Source organism: Streptomyces sp. NPDC038280 (genome assembly GCF_055600045.1).
In genome coordinates, this window is sequence record NZ_JBVJYZ010000001.1 from 456,269 (window position 1) to 477,181 (window position 20,913).

Here is a 20,913-nt window from a genome sequence, read left to right on the forward strand (position 1 = left end):
CCCGTCCATGACCAAGGCACTTGAGGGCATTCGCGTCCTCGACATGACCCACGTCCAGTCAGGGCCCTCCGCCACCCAGCTGCTCGCCTGGCTCGGCGCGGATGTGGTGAAGCTGGAGGCACCGTCCGGAGACATCACCCGCAAGCAACTGCGGGACATCCCGGACGTCGACTCGCTCTACTTCACGATGCTCAACTGCAACAAGCGGAGCATCACCCTCAACACCAAGACCGAGCGCGGCAAGGAGATCCTGACCGAGCTGATCCGGCGCAGTGACGTCATGGTCGAGAACTTCGGCCCGGGGGCCGTCGACCGGATGGGCTTCGCCTGGGACCGCGTCCAGGAGATCAATCCACGGATCGTCTACGCCTCCATCAAGGGGTTCGGGGACGGCCCGTACACCGACTTCAAGGCGTACGAGGTCGTCGCTCAGGCCATGGGCGGCTCGATGTCCACCACCGGTTTCGAGGACGGGCCGCCGCTGGCGACCGGCGCGCAGATAGGGGACTCGGGCACCGGCGTCCACGCCGTCGCCGGCATCCTCGCCGCGCTCTTCCAGCGCGAGCACACCGGGCGGGGGCAGCGGGTGAACGTCGCGATGCAGCACGCGGTGCTCAACCTGTGCCGGGTCAAGCTCCGGGACCAGCAGCGCCTGGCGCAGGGCCCGCTGGCTGAATATCCGAACGAGGACTTCGGCACGGAAGTTCCCCGCTCCGGAAACGCGTCCGGTGGAGGCCAGCCCGGCTGGGCGGTCAGGTGCGCGCCCGGGGGTCCCAACGACTATGTGTACGTCATCGTCCAGCCGGTCGGCTGGCGGCCGCTCTCCGGGCTGATCGGCAGGCCCGAACTGGCCGACGACCCCGAGTGGGCCACGCCGGAGGCACGGCTGCCCAAGCTCTCCAAGATGTTCCAGCTCATCGAGGAGTGGTCCTCGACTCTCCCCAAGTGGGACGTGCTGGAGAAGCTCAACGCCCACAACATCCCGTGCGGCCCGATCCTTTCCACGAAGGAGATCATCGAGGACGCGTCCCTGGTGGCCAACGAGATGGTGGTCGAGGTCGATCATCCGCTGCGTGGAACCTTCACCACGGTCGGCTCGCCGCTCAAGCTCTCCGACTCCCCGGTGGACGTGGTCACTTCGCCCCTGCTCGGGGAGCACAACGAAGAGGTGTACGTCGGCGAGCTGGGCCTCGGCGACGAGGAACTGCGGCTGCTGAAGACGAGCGGAGTGATCTAGTGACGTACGACAAAGGTGCCGTCCGCCGTCTGCTCGAACGCGTAAGGGCCGAGGGCCGCACCGCGCTCACCGCGCCCGAGGGGAAGATCGTCGCCGAGGCGTACGGAATCGCCGTCCCGGGCGAGGAGCTCGCGCACGACGTGGACGCGGCGGTGGCGTTCGCCGACCGGCTCGGCGGCAGGGTCGTCCTCAAGATCGTCTCGCCGGACATCCTGCACAAGACCGACGCCGGTGGAGTGATCGTCGGAGTGGAGGGGGCCGCCGAGGTGCGGGCCGCCTTCCGCACGATCGTCGAGAACGCCAGGGCGTACGCGCCGGACGCCCGCATCGACGGGGTCCAGGTGCAACAGATGCTGCCCCCGGGCCAGGAGGTCATCGTCGGCGCGGTCACCGACCCCACCTTCGGGAAGGTCGTCGCGTTCGGCCTCGGCGGGGTGCTCGTCGAGGTGCTCAAGGACGTCACGTTCCGGCTGGCCCCGGTGAGCGCGGACGAGGCGGGATCGATGCTCGACTCGATCCGCGCGGCCGAGATCCTGCGCGGGGTGCGGGGCGCCCCGCCGGTGGACCGGTGGGCGGTCGCCGAACAGATCCGGCGGGTCTCCCAGCTGGTCACCGACTTCCCCGACATCGCCGAAGTGGACCTCAACCCGGTGATCGCCACGCCCGAGGGGGCGATGGCGGCGGACATCCGGGTGATCCTCGCCGAGAGCGCCCCGAAGCCGCGCCGCACCTACGGCCGGGAGGAGATCCTCCGGTCGATGCGGCGGCTGATGCAGCCCACCGCCGTCGCTGTGATCGGCGCCTCCAACGAGCAGGGCAAGATCGGCAATTCGGTGATGCGCAACCTCATCGACGGAGGCTTCCCGGGCGAGATCCATCCGGTGAACCCCAAGCCCGATGACATTCTGGGCCGCAAGGCGTACAAGAGTGTCACGGATGTGCCCGGTGATGTGGATGTGGCGGTCTTCGCGATCCCCGCGAAGTTCGTCGCGGCGGCGCTGGAGGAGGTGGGACGCAAGAAGATCCCCAACGCCGTACTGATCCCCTCCGGCTTCGCGGAGACCGGCGAACACGCCCTGCAGGACGAGATCGTGGCGATCGCCGAACGGCACGGCATCCGGCTCCTCGGCCCCAACATCTACGGCTACTACTCGACATGGCAGGACCTGTGCGCCACGTTCTGCACTCCGTACGACGTGAAGGGGGGTGTGGCGCTGACCTCGCAGTCCGGCGGAATCGGCATGGCGATCCTGGGCTTCGCCCGGACCACGCGCACGGGCGTGTCGGCGATCGTCGGGCTCGGCAACAAGTCGGACATCGACGAGGACGACCTCCTCACCTGGTTCGGCGAGGACCCCCACACCACCTGCGTCGCGATGCACCTCGAAGACCTCAAGGACGGCCGGGGGTTCGTGGAGGCGGCGCGGGCGACCATCCCCAGAAAGCCGGTCGTGGTACTCAAGGCGGGCCGTACGAGCGCGGGGGCGAAGGCCGCCGGCTCGCACACCGGGGCACTGGCCGGTGACGACGCGGTCTACGACGACATCCTCAGGCAGTCGGGCGTGATCCGCGCGCCCGGTCTGAACGAGATGCTGGAGTACGCCCGCGCCCTTCCCGTCCTGCCCACACCGCGCGGCGACAACGTCGTGATCATCACCGGGGCGGGCGGCTCGGGGGTGCTCCTGTCCGACGCGATCGTCGACAACGGACTCACCCTGATGGAGATCCCGGACGACCTGGACGCCGCGTTCAAGGCCTTCATCCCGCCCTTCGGGGCGGCCGGGAACCCGATCGACATCACCGGCGGAGAACCGCCGTCGACCTACGAGGCGACGATCCGCCTCGGCCTCGAGGACCCGCGCATCCACGCGCTCGTCCTGGGCTACTGGCACACCATCGTCACTCCCCCGATGGTCTTCGCGGAGCTGACCGCGCGCGTGGTGGCCGAATACCGCGCCAAGGGCGTCGAAAAGCCGGTCGTCGCGTCGCTCGCCGGCGACGTCGAGGTCGAGGACGCCTGCCAGTACCTCTTCGAACGGGGCGTGGTGGCCTACCCGTACACCACGGAGAAGCCGGTGGCGGCGCTCGGCGCCAAGTACCGGTGGGCGCGCGCCGCGGGGCTGCTGGGCGGTGATCGATGACGTGACCGACGAGGGGGGGCCGCCGCGAGGCGGCGGCCACCCCCGGCCTGCGGCGAACGAAAGGTGTGGGACAGGGGGCGCTGGCCAGCTCTTTTCGACGCAAGGGGTGCTTTCGCGACATGACAACCACCGACATGACCTCGTCCGTCCCGTATCGGGAGGTGACGGACCGCAACGGCCGTACGTACCGCGTCGGAGAGACCGACCGGGACATCATGGGACGGCCACGCTGGACGATGGTGCTCCTCCCCTGGATCGGGATGCTGGGCATCAGCTCGTCCGAGTACGCCTTCACGTCCGCCGAGGAGACCCTCCACGAAGCACATCTCTGGTCGAGCGGACACATCTTCTGGCTGATGGGTGTCTGGGTGTTCTTCCAGGCGGCCGTGGCCTTCCCGGCCGGTCAGCTGCGCGAGAGCGGCAGACTCCCGGCGCGCAGCGCGATGCTGCTGGGCGCGTCGGGCACCGTGCTGGGCTACCTGTCCCTCGCCTACGCACCGCATGTGAGCGTCGCGTACCTCGGCTTCGGCATGTTCAGCGGCATCGGCGCCGGGCTGGTCTACGCGACCTGCGTGAACATGGTCGGCAAGTGGTACCCCGAGCGCAAGGGCGGCAAGACGGGCATGGTCAACGGCGGCTTCGCCTACGGCTCGGTGCCCTTCGTCTTCCTCTTCACCGTCTACATGGACCTGTCCAACTACCAGAACGTGCTGGTCCTCGTCGGTCTGGTCTGCTGCGCCGCCGTGGCGGTCTCGGGGTGGTTCTTCAAGGACCCGCCGAAGAACTGGTGGCCTCCGCACGTGGATCCGCTCCGGGTCTCCGACGACCCCCGGATCGCCCGGGCACTGGCGAAGAACCCGCCGGCGGTGAAGCAGTACACACCGCGTGAGGCGGCCCGGACGCCCGTGCTGTGGATGATGTGGTTCTGTCTGCTGTGCACGGCCGGCATCAACATCTTCGGCATCGCGATGCAGGTGCCCTTCGGGAAGGAGATGGGGTTCGCGGGAGGCATCGTGGCCACCGCGATGTCCCTGAAGGCGATCGTCAACGGCACCGGGCGCGGTGTGATCGGCTGGATCTCGGACCGCTACGGCCGCCGGAACACACTGATCATCGTCTGTCTCGTGCTGGGCAGCGCGCAGTTCGGGGTGTTCTTCTCAGGCGACATGGGCTCGATGCCGTTCTTCCTTCTCTGCTCGATGATCTCCGGATTCGGCGGGGGCGCGATCTTCCCGCTCTTCGCGGCCATGACGGCGGACTACTTCGGCGAGAACAACAACGCCTCCAACTACGGCATGGTCTACAGCTCGAAGCTGATTTCCGGCCTCGTCGGATCCGGGGTGGGCGCGCTGGTCGTCGGCAGCTGGGGGTACGGAGGCGCCTTCGCGCTGGCCGGAAGCGTCGGGCTCGCCTCGGCGGTGCTGGCGGTGTTCCTCCGGGCGCCGGGACGGCCGCGCAACCGGCACGTCGTACCCAATCCGCGGCCGATCAGCCGTGAGGTGATCTAGGTACCGGACCGCCTCTGGACGCGCGGGTGCCCCGGCCGACGCGGCCGGGGCACCCGCGCTCTGTCGCTTCGGGGCTCCCTCAGCAGTCCTTCTCACGCAGCGAGTGGAGGTGGGCGCCGGACTTGCGGGCGAACGTGAACGACTCGACGGGGTTGTCGTGTTCGGCCTGCCAGTGGTGGTCGCGACGGCCGCCGGGGGTCCTGTTCACCGCCGAGATGAACCGCTGGTAGTCGATGTCCCCGTCCCCGACGTCCGACATGCGGTAGCCGTCGCGGACGGACTCGTCGCGTTCACCGTCCTTGACGTGGAACAGCGGATAGCGGTGCGGCTGCCTGAGGACGTAGTCCAGCGGGTCGAACGGGGCCGGGGTCCCGTCGGTCCGCCTACCGAACCGGAACTGGGCCACATACGCCCAGTAGACGTCCATCTCCAGATGCACCAGCTCCGGGTCGGTCTCGGCGAGCAGCACGTCGTAGAGGCGCACATCGGGCCGGTCGGTGGCGAAGGAGAACTCTTCGGCGTGGTTGTGCTGGTAGAACTTCATGCCGCGCTTCCTGGCCTCGGCGCCGTAGTGGTTGAACTCCTCGGCGCAGCGCTTCCAGCCGTCGACCGTCGCGCCGTAGCGCCAGGGCCCGGACGCCGTGCCGATGTGCGGCAGTCCGAGTGCCTGGGCGTCGTCGAGGACCTTGTCGAGGTTCTGGGCGAAGGTGTAGGCGCCCGGGTCCGAGGAGTAGTAGCCGACATGGCTGCCTATGCCCCGCAGGCCGTGGTCGCGGGTGAGCCTCTTGAGCTGCGCGAGCGTGATCGCACCGGCCGAGCCCTGGCTGTAGCCGGCGAACTCGACTTCGTCGTAGCCATATCGCTGGAGCTCTTGGAAGACCTTGGCGAATCCGAAGGTGGAGACCTTGTCACGCAGCGAATAGAGCTGGATGCCGAGGCGGCCGGGGGGAAGGACGGGGCGGCCGCGACCCTTGCCGTCGTCCGCGGCGGGGGCTGTGCTGGTCTTCGTGGCGGCGGCCGCGCCGGGGGCGGCGACGCCGAGGAGCGCGGCGGCGGTGGCCCCGGCGGCGACGCCCAGCATGTTCCGTCTGCTGAGCCTGTGGACGAGTTCGGCGTCGGTGCGGTCTGGTGTGCGGCTCATTGTGGATAACTCCTCGTTGTCAGTGGCGTCTGCTTCACTTGGTCGCAGTTCAGTGAAGTCCCGCGAGTCGAAGCAGCAGGGACTTCACCTCGGTGGCCGCGAGGCGGCCGGACACGGCGCGGGGGGTGGAGCACAGAATGAGCGGACCTTCGGAGTCGCTCGTGGGGAGGCGGCCATGGCTGCCGCGAATAGGTGACGGATCGAGGGGCACGACCGCGAGCCGGTAGCGCATGCCGAGTTTCTTGCGGGCGATGGCCTTGACCGCCTTGAGGCGGACGTAGGGGTCGAGCGGGTCCATGAACAGCTCGACGGGGTCGTAGCCCGGTTTGCGGTGGATCTCGACGAGCTGCGCGAAGTCGGGCGCCCGGGCGTCGTCGAGCCAGTAGTAGTACGTGAACCAGGCGTCCGGCTCCGCGACGGCGACGAGCTCGCCCGAGCGGGGATGGTCGAGTCCATGGGCCTTCTTGCCCTCGTCGTCGAGGAGCTGTTCGAGGCCCGGGAGGTCCTGGAGTGCCTCGCGCACGGCCGCCATCTCCCCCGGGTCCTCCGGGCGGCGGACATACACGTGGGCGATCTGGTGGTCGGCGACCGCGAAGGCCCGGGAGGCCATCGGGTCCAGGTACTCCATGCCGTCCTGGGTGTGGACCTCCAGAAGGCCGGCGCGGCGCAGGGCTCGGTTAATGTCGACGGGCCGGTTCACCCGGGTGATGCCGTACTCGGACAGGGCGACGACGGTGCGGCCTTCGGCGCGGGCGTCGTCGAGGAGGGGTGCGACGGCCGCGTCGAGGTCGGCGGCGGCACGGTGGGAGCGGGGGTCGTCAGGGCCGAAGCGCTGCAGGTCGTAGTCGAGATGCGGGAGGTAGCAGAGGGCGAGATCGGGGTGGCGGGTGCGCAGGATGTGACGGGTGGCGTCGACGATCCACTGGCTGGAGACGATGTCGGCGCCCGGCCCCCAGAAGTGGAAGAGGGGGAAGGTACCGAATTCCTCCGTGAGTTCGTCGTGGAGGGCCGGGGGCCGCGTGTAGCAGTCGGGTTCCTTGCGGCCGTCCGCGTAATAGACGGGACGGGGGGTGACGGTGATGTCGGTGTCGGCGCCCATGGCGTACCACCAGCAGATGTTGGCGACGGTGTAACCAGGGTGGGCGCGGCGCGCCGCGTCCCAGAGTTTGTCGCCGGAGACGAGCCCGTTGTGCTGGCGCCACAGCAGGACGTCTCCGAGTTCGCGGAAATACCAGCCGTTGCCGACGATGCCGTGTTCGGAGGGAAGGGTGCCGGTGAGGAAGGTGGACTGGGCGGCGCAGGTCACGGCGGGCAGAACGGTACCGAGCGGGGCCTGCGATCCGTCCCTGGCGAGGGCCTTCAGCCGGGGCATGTGGTCGAGCAGTTGCGGGGTGAGACCGACGACGTCCAGGACCAGGAGGGGGGTGGGGCGCGTGTCGCTCATGGGAGTTCCTTGAGGCCGAGGTCGGACAGCAGGTCGCGGGCGAGGGCGAGTTCGGCGGCGATCTCCTCGGCGAGCCGGCCCCGGGTGCGGGGGCGCAGTTCGGGCGGGAGGGCCTGCCAGGTGTAGGTCTCGACCTCCAGGTGGCGGGTGCGCGGGTGCGGTTCGCCGACGAGCCGGGCCAGGGCGTCCTTCAGTACGGGAAGGGTGGAGGTGAGCGGCGGGGCGGGGGGCGCGTGCAGGGGGACGTGGAAGTGCGCGCGCCACGGAACGCTGTCGGGCAGGGCATCGCCCGCGAGGGCCTCGGGCAGGTCGTCGGTGCCGCGCAGGCCGACGGACGGCTCCCCTGCTCGTGGCGGGCGGGACAGGGCGCGGGTCTGGTGCAGGAATCGGGGTTCGGCGAAGGCGGAGAGAGCTTCGCGCACCTCGGGCCGGTGGGGGTGCTCGGCGTGCAGCGCGGCGGACAGTTGAGCCTTGGGAAGCGGGATTCCGGCCGCGGTGAGGGCGTCCAGAGCGGACGCGGGTTCTTCGAAGGAGGTGGCGAGATGGCAGGTGTCCACGCAGACGCCGATGCGGGGACTTGAGAGGGCGGTGAGTGGGCCGATGGCATCGGCGGTGGTCTCGATCGTGCAGCCGGGCTCCGGCTCAAGGGCGATTCGGATGGACTTGCCGGTGAGTTCCTCGAGGGCGTCGAGCCGATCGGCGAGCGTGCGGAGCGCGGTGTGGGCGGTCTTGGCCGCGGCGGTGTCGAAGGAGGTGCGCCAGGCGAGAGGAAGGGTGGAGATGGAGCCTTCGGTGACGTCGTCGGGGAGGATCGCGGCGAGGAGGCGGGCCAGGTCCGTGGTGTGGGCGAGGCGCTCGGGACGGGTCCAGTCCGGCTGGTAGACACGGTATTTGACCTCGTCGGCGCCGAAGCCCTCGTACGGGAAGCCGTTGAGGGTGACCACCTCCAGGCCCCGGCGGTCGAGTTCGGCACGCAGTCCGCGCAGCGCGGCCGGGTCGTTGGTCAGGGCGTGCGCGGCGTCCTTGGCGAGCCAGAGGCCGAGGCCGAGGCGGTCGCGCCCGAGGCGGCGGCGGACCGGTTCGCAGTGATCGCGGAGCTGGGCGAGTACGCCGTCGAGCGTCTCGGCCGGGTGGACGTTGGTGCAGTACGCGAGGTGGACGGTCGAGCCGTCGGGGTGGCGGAAGCGCATGGACGGCCCCGCCTCATTCCCCGCCGCGAAGGATGGAGTTGCCCTCGTGCAGGGCGGCCGGGGCGTCGGGCACGCCGCCGGGTGAGCCCATGGGAGAAGGGAGTTCGAGCTGGAGGCGGCCGCTGAGGCCGTAGAAGGCGACGGGGTTGCGCCACAGGACCTTGTCGACGTCGTCGTCGGAGAAGCCCGCGGCGAGCATGGCGTCGGCGACCTTGCGGGTCTTGAGGGGGTCGCTCCTGCCCCAGTCGGCGGCGGAGTTCACCAGCATCCGTTCGGTGCCGTGGCTCCTGAGGAGGGCGACCATGCGGTCCTCGTCCATCTTGGTGTCGGGATAGATGGAGAAGCCGAGCCAGGCGCCGCTGTCGGCGGCCTCCTTGACGGTCGTCTCGTTGAGGTGGTCGAGGAGGACCCGTTCGGGGGCGAGGTCGGACTCTCGGACGACGTCGATGGTGCGCCGCAGCCCGGCGAGCTTGTCGCGGTGGGGGGTGTGGACGAGGGCGGGCAGGCCGTGGTCGGCGGCAAGCTGGAGCTGGGCGGCGAGGGCCGTGTCCTCGGCGGGGGTCATGGAGTCGTAGCCGATCTCGCCGACGGCGACGACGTTGTCCTTCACGAGATAGCGGGGCAGGGCGTCGAGGACCGGGGTGCACCGGGGGTCGTTGGCCTCCTTGGGGTTGAGGGCGAGGGTGCAGTGGTGGGAGATGCCGTACTGGGCGGCGCGGAAGGGTTCCCAGCCGAGGAGGGAGTCGAAGTAGTCGTAGAAACTGGCGGCCGAGGTGCGGGGCTGGCCGAGCCAGAAGGAGGGTTCGACGAGGGCGCGGACACCGGCCTCGTACATCGCCTGGTAGTCGTCCGTGGTACGCGAGGTCATATGGATATGGGGGTCGAAGATGCGCATCAGGACTCCTCCGTGGGGGCGGTGAGGGTGAGGACGCGATGGAGATCGGTGGGAACGGACCGGCCGGCGGCGGTGCGTTCGGCGGCGTAGTCGCCGAGCATCCTGGCCAGTTCGGCATCGCGGTGCGCGCGCTCGGGCAGGGCGGCCACCGCGTCGACGGGCACCCCGGTGAAGAGGCACTTGAGGACGGCGTGCCGCCAGGCGTGCGGGTCGAGGTGGGCGGCGGCGTAGGGGCCGACGGCCGCGGCGACCAGCCGGGTGTCGTTGGTGCGCAGGGCGTCCTCGACCAGAGGCACTGCGTCGGGGCCCGGGACGAGGGAGGGGAGGGCGAGCAGGACGGCGCGGCGTTCGGCGGCTGAACCCTGCCGATAGAGGCGGGTGAGGATGTCCGTGTCGGCGTGGGCGGCGTGGAGGATGAGCGCACGGACGGCATCGGCGTGTTCATGGCCGCAGTGGCGGCCCGCGGTGGCGAACCGGAGCTCCCACTCCGGGGCCTGAACCTTCGCCTCAGCGAGGGCCTGGTCGAGCCAGGCACGGGCGGCACCGCCGAGGGGCGGGGGCTGCGGGGCCCGCGTCAGCATGCGGGGGCTCCCTTCGAGCGGAGGAAGTCGAGGGACGCGGCGGCCAGTTCGGGGCCGGCGTGCGAGTGACGGGGAAGTTCGACGACGGTCAGGCCCGGGTAGCCGGCGGCGGTCAGTTCGGCGAGGGCCTCCAGGACGGGCGGGAAGTCGATCTCTCCGTCACCGAAGGGGAGGTGCTCGTGGACACCTCGGCGCATGTCCTCGATCTGGATGTGCCGCACCCAGGGGGCGGCGTCCCGTACGCAGACGGCGGGCGGGGAAGCCTCCAGGCACTGGCAGTGGCCGATGTCGAGGGTGAGGCCGAGCAGTCCGGGGGCGGGGTCGCCGAAGGTGCGGCGCAGCTGGTGGAAGTCGTCGAGGGTGGCGAGGAGGTGACCCGGTTCGGGTTCTATCGCGAGGGGGACGCCGGTGGCGGTGGCCGCGTCCAGTACGGGGCTCAGGGACTCCTCCAACCGCTTCCAGGCGGTGTCGGGGGACGTGCCGGGGGGTGTGACCCCGCTGAAGCAGTGGACGGCGTGCGCGCCCAGGTCGGCGGCGACCCGGACCGCGCGTACGAGGAGCCGGGTGCGGGCGGCGCGGCCGTCGGGATCCGGGTCGAGCAGGGACGGGCCGTGTTTGCGGCGGGGGTCCAGCACATAGCGGGCGCCGGTTTCGACGGTGACCCCGAGACCCAGCGCGTCCAGACGCCGGGCGACCCGGCCGGTCCGGGCGGACAGTTCGGGGCCGAGCGGGTCGAGATGCATGTGGTCGAGGGTGAGCCCGACGCCGTCGTAGCCGAGGTCGGCGAGGAGGGCGAGGGCGTCGTCGAGACGCAGATCGGTGAGCCCGTTGGTGCCATAGCCGAAGCGGATCGGAAGGGAGCCGGGGGCGGGGTGGGAGGAGGGGGAGGGGGAGGGGGGCGGGGCCGGGGTCATGTGGGGCTCACCTTTCGTGCGAGTGCTCGGGCGAGCGGGACGAGCCCCATGACGGCGAGCCCACTCCCGAGCGCGCCGCGGCCGGCGGCCAGGGTGGCCTGGAGCGGGATCATGGCGCGGATTCCGCCACCGACGGCGCGCTGGGTGAGCGCGGGGGAAGGGTTGAGCGCGGCGTGGAGCAGGGGCCTGGCGGCGGTCGAGGCGTAGGTGGCGGCCAGGGCCGCGGTGAGCAGTCGGGCGGGACGCCGGGGTGGTGCGGCGCTCGGTGGTGCGGCGCTCGGTGGTCGCGGGGTTGGCGATGAGGGCATCGAAGCGGTCCAGGACACCGCCACGGCCGTCCCCAGTGCGGCGAGTGGCGCGAGGGAAGAGCCGCCCTGGGTTTCGTGGCGTGACACCGATGTCACCGCGTAGGTGTGGGCGCCCATCAGGGCGGCCGGGAGGAGGGAGGAGCGCAGGCCCCGCGCGGGAGCGGTGGCGGTCGCGCCGAGGAGGAGGTCGAGCGCGCGGGCCGTTGCCATGGCCGCCGGGCCTGCCGAGGTGTGCTTGAGGTGGAGGTCGTAGGCCCAGACGGTGGCCGCGAGCGTCGTGGCGACCGCCAGCGGGGCCCTGCCCGCCTTCGCGGCGAAGGCGAGGCCCGCCGCAGTCAGGGCGGCCGATGCCGCGAGGGCGGCGGCGGGGGCGATGCGGCCCGAGGGGATCGGGCGGTGTGGCCGGTCGATGGTGTCCTCCTCGTGGTCCGCCCAGTCGTTGAGGGCCATGCCGGCCTCGTAGAGGCAGAGGGAGGAGCCGAGGGCGAGGAAGGTGCCCCGTCCGGCGCGTACGCCGGTGGAGGCCGCCCCCGCCAGTGCGTCGCCGGGAACGGTGAAGAGGGCGGAGACACGCAGGAGTTCCGCCCAGGCACGGGCCGCCGGCCGAAGCCCGGCGGGCACCGCGCGTCCGGCGAAGCCGCTGGGTCCGGCCGACAGCGCGCGCTCGCCGGGCCCAGTGGATCCAGCCTGCAGCGCACGGTGGTCGGACCCGTCCGGCCCAGAGGGCACCGCACCTTCGCCGGCCCCGGCCGCTCCACCCGACAGCACCCGTTCGTCAGACCCGGACCCGTTCGGCCCAGAGGACACCGCACCTTCGCCGGACCCGGTCACCCCACCCGACAGCACCCGTTCGCCGGACCCGGGCCCGGTCGGCCCAGAGGGCACCCGCCCCGACGGCCCGGGGGTCCCCGGCCTCAACGCCCCTCCCCCAGCCGCTCCGCGAAGGCGAGGAGCTGCCGGTACTGGTGCGCCAGCGCCGGAGAGCCGTCGCCGTCCGGGTCCTTGAAGTAGAAGCCGAGCTGCGGCAGCGGGCCGGACAGTCCCGCTTCGTGGGCTCGCGCCACCAGGCGCGCCAGGTCGAGCACGAGCGGGGCCGCGAGGGCCGAGTCGCAGCCCTGCCAGATCGTCTGGAGGACCATCCGCGAGCCGAGGAAGCCGTCGAAGGCGATGTGGTCCCAGGCCGTCTTCCAGTCACCGAGCGCGGGGACGTCGTCGATGTGGACCTCGCCCTCGGGCGTGGTTCCGAGTGCGTCGGCGAGGACGCGTTCCTTCCCGGCGTTCTTGGCGGCCGCCGCGGCCGGGTCGGCCAGCGCCGCTCCGTCCCCGCCGCCGAGGAGGTTGGTGCCCGACCATGCCCGTACGGACAGGGCGCGCTGCACGAACATCGGGGCGAGGACGGAGCGGAGCAGTGTTTGGCCCGTCTTGCCGTCCCGGCCGGCGTGGGGAAGTCCGCTTGCCCGGACGGCGTCGGAGAGGGACGGGTGGTGCATGCCGGTGGAGGGGGTGAAGTTGACGTACGGGGAGCCGGCGCGGAGAGCCGCGGCCGCGTAGAGGGAGCTGGCGGGCAGTCGTGTGTCGTGCGGTCCTGGTGCCGGTTCGGTGGAGGCGACGTTCACCACCACGACGCGGGCGAGTGCGTGACGGGCGGTGAAGGAGGTGATGTCGGCGGCGAAGGCGGTGATCAGTTCCTGGTCGTCCCGGCTGTCGCCGGGTTGTGGGCCGCCGGGGGCGATCTCGGCGTCGGCGGCTGCCAGTTCGGCGTGTACGGCTCGTGCCACGCCGTGCGGCAGGACGCCGCCGGCGGTCAGTTCCTCGGCCCTCTTCGGCAGCGGGCACGCCGCCGTGTCGTGTCCGCCGAAGACCAGGGACGACAGTGGGGGCAGGTCCGCGGAGGCGAAGGGTGGCGTCTCGGTGACCATGCCGGTCGGCGGATGCAGCCCCGCGGTGACGGCCGCGCATCCCGCGACGGCCGTGGTGGCGACGGAGCCCCTCGCTCCGATGAACCAGACTCCGACTCGTGTTCCAGTGGTCACGACGCTGCCTCCTGTGTGCGGTGGAGACGGCGGGCGGGGGGTACGGCGCCTCCCCGCCCGCCGCCGGCTTTTTCCCGGCCCGGGCGCGCCTCCTACGAGGGCAGCTCCTTGAGCTGGATGTTCCGGAAGGACACCTGGTCGTCGGCGCCGTGGTTCTGGATGCCGATGTGGCCGTCCTTCAGACTGCGGGCCGGGTCGGTGTTGGTGAAGTCGTTGATCTTGACTCCGTTGAGGAAGACCTGGAGCCGTTCTCCCTGGACCCGTATCTCGTAGCTGTTCCACTGGCCGGGCGGCCGCAGGACCTGGTCGCGGGCCTTGATGTTGGCGGACTTGAAGCCGTAGACGGCTCCGGTCGTGCGGTCCGGCGCGTCGGTGGCGTCGATCTGGATCTCGTAGCCCTTGTTCACCGCCGACCAGGGGTCGTCGGACGCGGGGAAGCCCACGAAGACGCCGGAGTTGTCGTCACCGGCCGTCTTCCAGTCGAGCTTGAGGGAGTACGAGGTCAGCTCCTTGGCCTGGTGCCAGAGCATTCCCATGCCGTCCTCGGAGCGCAGTTCGCCGTCGACGACGTTGAATCCGCCCGGCCCGGCCTGCTTCCATCCCTCGAGGGTGCGGCCGTTGAAGAGAGCGCGGTAGCCGGTCTGCGGGGCGCAGTTCGCGGCCACCTGTCCTGTGGCGTAGCGCAGGCCGCCGAGCAGGTGCTGCCGGAAGGCGGGCTCGGCGTACGACTCCTTGGTGTGGCCGCCTCCGGTGTAGAAGGACCGGCCGCCCTGGTAGCTCTGGCACCAGGCGATGGGGTGGTCGCCCTTCATCGTGCCGCCCTGGTAGGTGGTTTCGTCGAGGGTGGCGAGGACGCGCGCCTGGCCGCGCGGATTGGTGCGGTAGTTGTACCACTCGTCGGTCCGCTCCCAGGCCTCGTCGAGGTGGGCGGTGGCGGGGTGGGCATGGTCCTCGGCCCGGACGGTCGCCTGCTGGATCTGGGGGTGCGAGGAGAAGTACGCGCCGACGAGTCCGCCGTAGAACTCCCAGTCGTATTCGGTGTCGGCTGCGGCGTGCACGCCCATATAGCCGCCGCCGGTGGCGACGTAGTTCTCGAAGGCGGCCTGCTGTTCGGTGTTGAGTACGTCGCCGGTCGTGGAGAGGAAGACGACGGTGTCGTACCGGGCGAGGTTGGCGGTGGTGAACTGGCGGGGTTCCTCGGTCGCGTCGACGGTGATGTCGGTGGAGGCGCCGAGTTCCTTGAGGGCGGTGATGCCGGCGGGGATGGAGTCGTGCCGGAAGCCGGCGGTCCTGGAGAAGACGAGGACGCGCTTGGCGCCGCGGTTCGCGGCGGCGGCGCTCAGCTCGAAGTCGTCGACGTCGTAGAGGGCGCCGGTTCCGCCCTTGAAGACCAGGAAGAGCTGGGTGGTCTTCCTGGGGACGGACCTGAGCGGTACGTCGATGTTCTGAAAGGTTTCCCAGCCTCCGGTGACCGGGACGGGTGCGGATCCGAGGAGGGTGCCGGTCGGCGATCCGGTCCGTACTTCGAGGAAGCCGCCCGCGCCGCCGGAGGAGATCCGGGCGGTGAGTGTGGTGGAGCCGGTCAGGTTGTAGGGCGTGAAGGAGATCCAGTCGCCGTTGTCGATGTCGCCGACGGTCTTGCCGCCGTTGGCGGCGGTCTTGTCGTAGGTACGGATGCCGGACTGGGCGGAGAAGTGCTCGGCCTGCCGGTGGCGCGGCTGGAGCTGTGCCTGGTCGTGGCTGGTCAGCGCGGCCTGTCCGCCGCCTCCGCCGTCGGTGTACTCGGCGTCGAGGACTCCGAAGATGTTGGCGTTGGGATCGTGGCCGCCGTCGGCCGAGGTGGTGATGGTGCCGGTGCAGCCGTTGGCGGAGGTGACCGGGTGGCCGTGGCTGTCGTGGCCGAGGACGTAGGTCACCTTCACCTTGGCGCAGTCGATCGTCCCGTCCTCGGGGTCGGTGACGGTCACCTTGAAGGGGATGTCGTCGCCGAAGCTGAAGAGGGCGCCTTCGGCGGGCAGGTCGAGGGTCACCTTGGGTGCGGTGTTGCCGACGACGACATGGACGCTCGCGGAGCCGGTGCGGCCGGTGGGGTCCTTGGCGGTGACGGTCGCGGTGTAGGTGCCGTTGGTTCGGTAGGTGTGGGTGGGGTTGGGGTCCGTCGAGGTTGAGCCGTCGCCGAAGTCCCAGGTGTGGGTGAGGGCGTCACCGTCGGCGTCCGTGGTGCCGGCGGAGGAGAGGGCGACGCGCAGCGGGGCCTGGCCCGAGGTCTTGTTGGCGGCGGCCTCGGCGACCGGGGAGTGGCCGCCGGTGGCGTTCTCGATGCGGTAGAGCCCGGAGTTGTGGTCGCCGCCGAACCACGCGGTGCCGTAGTCGAGGACGTACAGCGCGCCGTCGGGTCCGAAGGCCATGTCCATGATCTGGGTCCCGGTCCAGGGGACGGGGTTGATGGACTGGACGGTGCCGTCGGAGCCGCTTTCGATGCGTTTGATCCAGCGCCGGCCGAACTCGCCGGCGAAGAAGTCGCCGTCGTAGGACTCGGGGAACTTCACCGGGGAGGTGGAGGCGGCGTCGTAGTGGTAGACCGGGCCGCCCATGGGGGACTCGGAGCCGCTGCCGAACTCGGGTACGGATCCGTCGTTGTAGGGGATCCAGGCGGGTTCGGCGGGTGGCAGGTCGACGAGGCCGGTGTTGTACGGCGAGTCGTTCTTCAGCGCCGCGCAGTCGAAGGTGGCGCCGGAGGCCTTGGTGGCGAAGTCGTAGTCGACGTAGGGGTCGTTCTTGCCGGTGCAGAAGGGCCAGCCGAAGTTGCCGGGCTTGGTCACCCGGGCGAATTCGACCTGGCCGGCCGGGCCGCGCTTGGGGTCGGCCGCGCCGGCGTCGGGGCCGTAGTCGCCGACGTAGAGCACACCGGTCTTCTTGTCGACCGTGAAGCGGAAGGGGTTGCGGAAGCCCATGGCGTAGATCTCGGGCCTGGTCTTGGCTGTGCCGGGGGCGAAGAGGTTGCCGGCGGGGACGGTGTAGGAGCCGTCGTCGGCGACTTTGATGCGCAGGACCTTGCCGCGCAGGTCGTTGGTGTTGCCGGAGGTGCGGCGGGCGTCGTAGGCGGGGTTGCGGCCGGGGCGCTCGTCGATGGGGGTGTAGCCGTCGGAGGCGAAGGGGTTGGAGTCGTCTCCGGTCGACAGGTAGAGGTTGCCCTGAGCGTCGAAGTCGATGTCGCCGCCGACGTGGCAGCAGATGCCGCGGGTGGCCGGAATGTCGATGACCTTCTTCTCGCTGGCGTTGTCGAGGGTGCCGTCGGCCTTCAGGACGAAGCGCGAGAGACGGTTGACACCGTCGTACGTGGCGAAGTCGGCGGCCGTGCCGTCGTTGGGGGCGTCGCCCGCGGGGGTGTTCAGCGGGGGCGCGTAGTAGAGGTAGAGGGCCTTGTTGCGGGCGAAGTCGGGGTCGAGCCCGATGCCCTGGAGGCCTTCCTCGTCGTGGGAGTAGACGGGGATGGTGCCGATGACCTTGGTGTTGCCGGCCGCGTCGGTGCGGCGGAGTTCTCCGTTGCGGGAGGTGTGGAGCACGCTGCGGTCGGGGAGCACGGCGAGCGACATGGGCTCGCCGACCTCTTCGCCTCCCTTGGCGAGGGTGACTTGCTGGAATTCCTCGGCTGTCGCCGTCTCGGTGTCGGCGGCCACGCCCTGCGGGGCGCCGAGGGCGAGCGAGGTGACGGCGAGCAGTGTGCCGGTGAGGAGTGCTAGTGATGTCCGGGCTGGGGGCCATGTTCTGTGCACGAATGTCCTCCGGAAAGGGCCGGTGCTCGTACTGGGGGGTCCCCCGGCCCGTCAGGGCGTAGGGGGAGGGTGTCCGGGGACCGGCGTGCGCCGTCACGCTGGTCTGCGCCTCGGTGTACAGGTGGCTTCGGGTCCTGCGGGTGTGCCTGGGTCGTGCGGGCCGTACGGGATGCCGATCGAGCTATGTCCTGTACACCTCAGGGACGGTAGCGGGGTTCGTCCTGTGCGGAAAGCCCTTGTGCGCGAGGTTGATTGAACTTTTCACCGCGGCAGGACAAAGCCGGGCGCGGGCAGGCCGGACCGACCCGGCGGCGATCCACCGCCGGGCTGCTGCCTGCGTCTTCGGGTCAGTCGGGGCTGCCGAAGGCCGCGTCGAAGGATGCCGAAGGAGGGTCGAAGTCGTACCGCTTCAGAGTGGAAAGCGCTTCCGGCGCGCCGGTCAGCCGGTCCATGCCGGCGTCCTCCCACTCCACGGAGACGGGCCCGTCGTAACCGATGGACCGCAGCATCCGGAAGACGTCCTCCCAGGGCACGTCGCCATGCCCGGCGGAGACGAAGTCCCAGCCGCGCCGCGGGTCGCCCCAGGGCAGGTGCGAGCCGAGGCGGCCGTTGCGGCCGTCGAGGCGCTTGCGCGCCTCCTTGCAGTCGACGTGGTAGATCCGGTCCCGGAAGTCGTAGAGGAAGCCCACCGGGTCGAGGTCCTGCCAGACGAAGTGGCTGGGGTCGAAGTTGAGCCCGAAGGCCGGCCGGCGGTCCACCGCCTCCAGGGCGCGCTGTGTGGTCCAGTAGTCGTAGGCGATCTCGCTCGGGTGCACCTCGTGCGCGAAGCGCACGCCCTCGGCGTCGAAGACGTCCAGGATCGGGTTCCACCGCTCCGCGAAGTCCTCGTACCCGCGCTCGATCATCCGCTCCGGCACCGGCGGGAACATCGCCACCAGATGCCAGATCGAGGAGCCGGTGAAACCGATGACGGTACGGACCCCGAAGGCGGCCGCGGCCCGCGCTGTGTCCGCGAGTTCGCGCGCCGCCCGGCGCCGGACGCCCTCGGCCTCACCGTCCCCCCAGATCCGCGCCGGCACGATGGCCCGGTGGCGCTCGTCGATGGGGTGGTCGCAGACGGCCTGGCCGACCAGATGGTTGGAGATCGCCCAGCACTTCAGCCCGTACTTGTCGAGGAGTGCGCGCCGCCGGTCCAGATAGGACGGGTCGGACAGCGCCTTGTCGACCTCGAAGTGGTCGCCCCAGCAGGCGAGTTCGAGCCCGTCGTAGCCGAAGTCGCGGGCGAGCCGGCAGACCTCCTCCAGAGGGAGGTCGGCCCACTGGCCGGTGAAGAGGGTGAAGGGACGTGGCACGGGTCTCCTCCTACGCGGTGACGGGGGCGTGCGGGACGGGGGTCTTCACGGCGCCGGCCTGCGGGACGGGGGTGTAGACGGAATTTCTCCGGGCGCTCTCCTCGACGGCCGCGAGGACGCGCTGCACCCGCAGTCCGTCGGCGAACGACGGTTCCGGCGCGGTGCCCGAGGCGATGGCGAGGACCAGGTCACGGGCCTGGTGGGCGAAGGTGTGCTCGTAACCGAGTGCGTGGCCCGGCGGCCACCACCCCTCCAGATACGGGTGGCCCGGTTCGGTCACCAGGATCCGCCGGAAGCCGGCGGAGGCGGCCGGCTCGGTGTGGTCGTGGAACGACAGCTCGTTGAGCCGCTCCAGGTCGAAGGCGAGGGAGCCGTGCTCGCCGTTGATCTCCAGCCGGAGCGCGTTCTTGCGGCCCGCGGCCATCCTGGTTGCTTCGAAGGAGGCGAGGGTGCCCGAGGCGAGGCGGCCGGTGAAGAGGGCCGCGTCGTCGACGGTGACCGAGCCGTAGCCGCCGCCCGCCGCCGCGGACAGCCCGGCAGAGGCCCCGGCGAGCAACGGCCGTTCGCGCACGAAGGTCTCGGTGAGCGCCGACACGCCCACCACCGGCTCGCCCGCCAGGTACTGCGCGAGGTCCACGGCGTGTGCGCCGAGGTCCCCGAGCGCTCCGGAGCCCGCGTGCTCCCGCTCCAGGCGCCAGGTCAGCGGGAAGGCCGGGTCGACCAGCCAGTCCTGGAGATAGGTGATCCGCACATGCCGCAGCGCGCCGAGCCGGCCTTCCGCGATGAGCCGGCGGGCGTACGTGATCGCGGGCACCCGGCGGTAGTTGAAGCCGACCATGGCCGCCTGGCCGCGCGCGGCGGCGCGCTCGGCCGCGGCGGCCATCGCCTCGGCCTCCTCGACCGTGTTGGCGAGCGGCTTCTCGCACAGCACGTGCTTGCCCGCGTCCAGCGCGGCGATGGCGATCTCCGCATGGCTGTCGCCGGGTGTGCAGATGTCGACGAGCCGCACGTCCTCCCGGGCGACGAGGTCGCGCCAGTCGGTCTCCGCCGCCGCCCAGCCGTGCCGGTCCGCCGCGGCGCGGACCGCCGCCGCGTCCCGCCCGGCGACGGCGGCGAGGACCGGCCGCACCGGCAGGTCGAAGACCCGGCCCACGGTGCGCCACCCCTGGGAGTGGGCGGCGCCCATGAACGCGTATCCGACCATGCCGACGCCGAGTGTCGGCGGGGCCTCCGCACTGTCCCTCTGCTCCATACGGATTCCTCCTCTTCGTGTGCGCCGCGGCCGCTCGGTGTGCGCCGTGGCGCCCTTGCGCGGTGGGGGCGGGCGGGCCGGTCAGCTGAAGCCGGTGGGCAGGTACTCGTCGACGTTGTCCTTGGTCACGACGGCGGAGTACAGGGTGATCGAGGCCGGGATCTCCAGCTCCGCCATGCCGCCCACGCCCTTCTTCTGGCCGAGCGCGCGCGCCAGGTCGATGGCGGACGCGGCCATCGTCGGCGGGTAGAGCACGGTGGCCTTGAGGACGCTGTTGTCGGCCTTGATGGCGTCCATGGCGGACTTCGCGCCGGCGCCGCCGACCATCAGGAAGTCCTTGCGGCCGGCCTGCTCGATGGCGCGCAGCGCGCCGACACCCTGGTCGTCGTCGTGGTTCCACAGCGCGTCGAACTGGCTCTGCGCCTGGAGCAGTTGGGCCATCTTGGCCTGGCCGGACTCGACGGTGAAGTCGGCGGCCTGGCGGGCCACTTTGGTGATGTTGGGGTAGTTCTTCAGGGCGTCGTCGAAGCCCTGGGTGCGCTGCTTGGTCAGCTCCAGGCTGTCCATGCCGGCGAGTTCGATCACCTTGGCGTTCGGCTTGTCCTTGAGCTTCTCGCCGATGTAACGGCCGGCGTTGAGGCCCATGCCGTAGTTGTCGCCGCCGATCCAGCAGCGGTAGGCCTGCGGGGAGGCGAAGACCCGGTCGAGGTTGATGACGGGGATGCCGGCCTTCATGGCCTGGAGGCCGACCTGGGTGAGCGCCTTGCCGTCGGCCGGCAGGATGACCAGGACGTCGACCTTCTTGTTGATCAGGGTTTGGATCTGGCCGATCTGGGCGGCGGTGTCATTGGAACCCTCGGTGATCTCCAGGGTCACCTCCGCGTACGTCTTCGCCCGTGCCTTGGCGTTCTCGTTGATGGCGTTGAGCCAGCCGTGGTCGGCCTGCGGGCCGGCGAAGCCGATGGTCACGGGGGTGCCGGGCTTGCCGTCGGCGGCCGGCGCGCTGCCTGCGGCCGGTGTCTTGTCCGCCGGCTCGTTGCTGGTGCAGGCGGTGAGGAGCGCTCCGGCGGAGACGGCGGCGGTGAGGGAGAACAGTCCTCTGCGGCTGGTTTCTGGCATGGCGGTGTGGCCCTTCGGGAGG

The 20,913-nt window shown here is 70.8% G+C and carries 15 protein-coding genes; 3 read left to right on the plus strand and 12 right to left on the minus strand.

The features are described from left to right. Positions 1 to 7 precede the first annotated feature (7 nt). The 3 genes from frc (at position 8) to ACZ7J0_RS02040 (ending at position 4,886) form a co-directional block, all read left to right on the plus strand. Positions 8 to 1,237, plus strand: coding sequence for a formyl-CoA transferase (gene frc / locus ACZ7J0_RS02030; RefSeq protein WP_470883067.1), 1,230 nt, complete (start codon positions 8 to 10; stop codon positions 1,235 to 1,237). Further along, a complete protein-coding gene (locus ACZ7J0_RS02035; RefSeq protein WP_470883069.1) occupies positions 1,237 to 3,378 on the plus strand; it encodes an acetate--CoA ligase family protein in 2,142 nt (713 codons plus the stop codon). The genes frc and ACZ7J0_RS02035 overlap by 1 nt, the downstream gene beginning before the upstream one ends. Positions 3,379 to 3,497: 119 nt before the next feature. After that, positions 3,498 to 4,886, plus strand: a complete 1,389-nt coding sequence (locus tag ACZ7J0_RS02040) for an OFA family MFS transporter (protein WP_470883071.1) — start codon at positions 3,498 to 3,500, stop codon at positions 4,884 to 4,886. Positions 4,887 to 4,965: 79 nt separating this feature from the next. On the opposite strand, the gene ACZ7J0_RS02045 is transcribed toward ACZ7J0_RS02040, so the two are convergent. The 12 genes from ACZ7J0_RS02045 to ACZ7J0_RS02100 all read right to left on the minus strand — a co-directional run bounded on the left by ACZ7J0_RS02045 (position 4,966) and on the right by ACZ7J0_RS02100 (position 20,891). After that, entirely contained in the window at positions 4,966 to 6,027 is a 1,062-nt protein-coding gene (locus ACZ7J0_RS02045; protein WP_470883073.1) for a sugar phosphate isomerase/epimerase family protein, read from the minus strand. Between the two features lie 49 nt (positions 6,028 to 6,076). After that, on the minus strand, positions 6,077 to 7,471 hold the full coding sequence (locus ACZ7J0_RS02050) for a nucleotide pyrophosphatase/phosphodiesterase family protein (protein ID WP_470883075.1): 1,395 nt from the start codon (positions 7,469 to 7,471) through the stop codon (positions 6,077 to 6,079). Continuing rightward, entirely contained in the window at positions 7,468 to 8,661 is a 1,194-nt protein-coding gene (gene eboE / locus ACZ7J0_RS02055; protein ID WP_470883076.1) for a metabolite traffic protein EboE, read from the minus strand. Before eboE ends, ACZ7J0_RS02050 begins: the two co-directional genes overlap by 4 nt. Positions 8,662 to 8,674: 13 nt before the next feature. Continuing rightward, positions 8,675 to 9,556: a TatD family hydrolase gene (locus tag ACZ7J0_RS02060; RefSeq protein WP_470883078.1), complete on the minus strand. Its 882-nt coding sequence runs from the start codon at positions 9,554 to 9,556 to the stop codon at positions 8,675 to 8,677. Beyond that, the gene (locus ACZ7J0_RS02065; RefSeq protein WP_470883080.1) at positions 9,556 to 10,137 is read right to left on the minus strand and encodes an EboA domain-containing protein; all 582 of its coding nucleotides are present in this window, start codon (positions 10,135 to 10,137) and stop codon (positions 9,556 to 9,558) included. The genes ACZ7J0_RS02060 and ACZ7J0_RS02065 overlap by 1 nt, the downstream gene beginning before the upstream one ends. Next, positions 10,131 to 11,051 (minus strand): sugar phosphate isomerase/epimerase family protein, encoded by a 921-nt coding sequence (locus tag ACZ7J0_RS02070; protein ID WP_470883082.1) that lies wholly within the window; start codon positions 11,049 to 11,051, stop codon positions 10,131 to 10,133. Before ACZ7J0_RS02070 ends, ACZ7J0_RS02065 begins: the two co-directional genes overlap by 7 nt. Then, entirely contained in the window at positions 11,048 to 12,016 is a 969-nt protein-coding gene (locus ACZ7J0_RS02075; RefSeq protein ID WP_470884095.1) for an SCO3242 family prenyltransferase, read from the minus strand. Before ACZ7J0_RS02075 ends, ACZ7J0_RS02070 begins: the two co-directional genes overlap by 4 nt. Positions 12,017 to 12,273: 257 nt before the next feature. Beyond that, positions 12,274 to 13,392 (minus strand): inositol-3-phosphate synthase, encoded by a 1,119-nt coding sequence (locus ACZ7J0_RS02080; RefSeq protein WP_470883084.1) that lies wholly within the window; start codon positions 13,390 to 13,392, stop codon positions 12,274 to 12,276. A gap of 92 nt (positions 13,393 to 13,484) precedes the next feature. Then, a complete protein-coding gene (locus ACZ7J0_RS02085; protein WP_470883086.1) occupies positions 13,485 to 17,168 on the minus strand; it encodes a ThuA domain-containing protein in 3,684 nt (1,227 codons plus the stop codon). Between the two features lie 347 nt (positions 17,169 to 17,515). After that, positions 17,516 to 18,520 (minus strand): sugar phosphate isomerase/epimerase family protein, encoded by a 1,005-nt coding sequence (locus ACZ7J0_RS02090; RefSeq protein WP_470883088.1) that lies wholly within the window; start codon positions 18,518 to 18,520, stop codon positions 17,516 to 17,518. A 10-nt stretch (positions 18,521 to 18,530) separates the two neighbouring features. After that, entirely contained in the window at positions 18,531 to 19,772 is a 1,242-nt protein-coding gene (locus tag ACZ7J0_RS02095; RefSeq protein ID WP_470883090.1) for a Gfo/Idh/MocA family protein, read from the minus strand. A gap of 81 nt (positions 19,773 to 19,853) precedes the next feature. Next, entirely contained in the window at positions 19,854 to 20,891 is a 1,038-nt protein-coding gene (locus tag ACZ7J0_RS02100) for a substrate-binding domain-containing protein (protein WP_470883092.1), read from the minus strand. Positions 20,892 to 20,913 lie beyond the last annotated feature (22 nt).

Bases quoted from the DNA above. Each gene is read 5' to 3' on its own strand.
- frc (WP_470883067.1), top strand. From the start codon at position 8: ATGACCAAGGCACTTGAGGGCATTCGCGTCCTCGACATGACCCACGTC.
- ACZ7J0_RS02040 (WP_470883071.1), top strand. From the start codon at position 3,498: ATGACAACCACCGACATGACCTCGTCCGTCCCGTATCGGGAGGTGACG.
- ACZ7J0_RS02045 (WP_470883073.1), bottom strand. From the start codon at position 6,027: ATGAGCCGCACACCAGACCGCACCGACGCCGAACTCGTCCACAGGCTC.
- ACZ7J0_RS02050 (WP_470883075.1), bottom strand. From the start codon at position 7,471: ATGAGCGACACGCGCCCCACCCCCCTCCTGGTCCTGGACGTCGTCGGT.
- eboE (WP_470883076.1), bottom strand. From the start codon at position 8,661: ATGCGCTTCCGCCACCCCGACGGCTCGACCGTCCACCTCGCGTACTGC.
- ACZ7J0_RS02060 (WP_470883078.1), bottom strand. From the start codon at position 9,556: ATGCGCATCTTCGACCCCCATATCCATATGACCTCGCGTACCACGGAC.
- ACZ7J0_RS02065 (WP_470883080.1), bottom strand. From the start codon at position 10,137: ATGCTGACGCGGGCCCCGCAGCCCCCGCCCCTCGGCGGTGCCGCCCGT.
- ACZ7J0_RS02070 (WP_470883082.1), bottom strand. From the start codon at position 11,051: ATGACCCCGGCCCCGCCCCCCTCCCCCTCCCCCTCCTCCCACCCCGCC.
- ACZ7J0_RS02095 (WP_470883090.1), bottom strand. From the start codon at position 19,772: ATGGAGCAGAGGGACAGTGCGGAGGCCCCGCCGACACTCGGCGTCGGC.
- ACZ7J0_RS02100 (WP_470883092.1), bottom strand. From the start codon at position 20,891: ATGCCAGAAACCAGCCGCAGAGGACTGTTCTCCCTCACCGCCGCCGTC.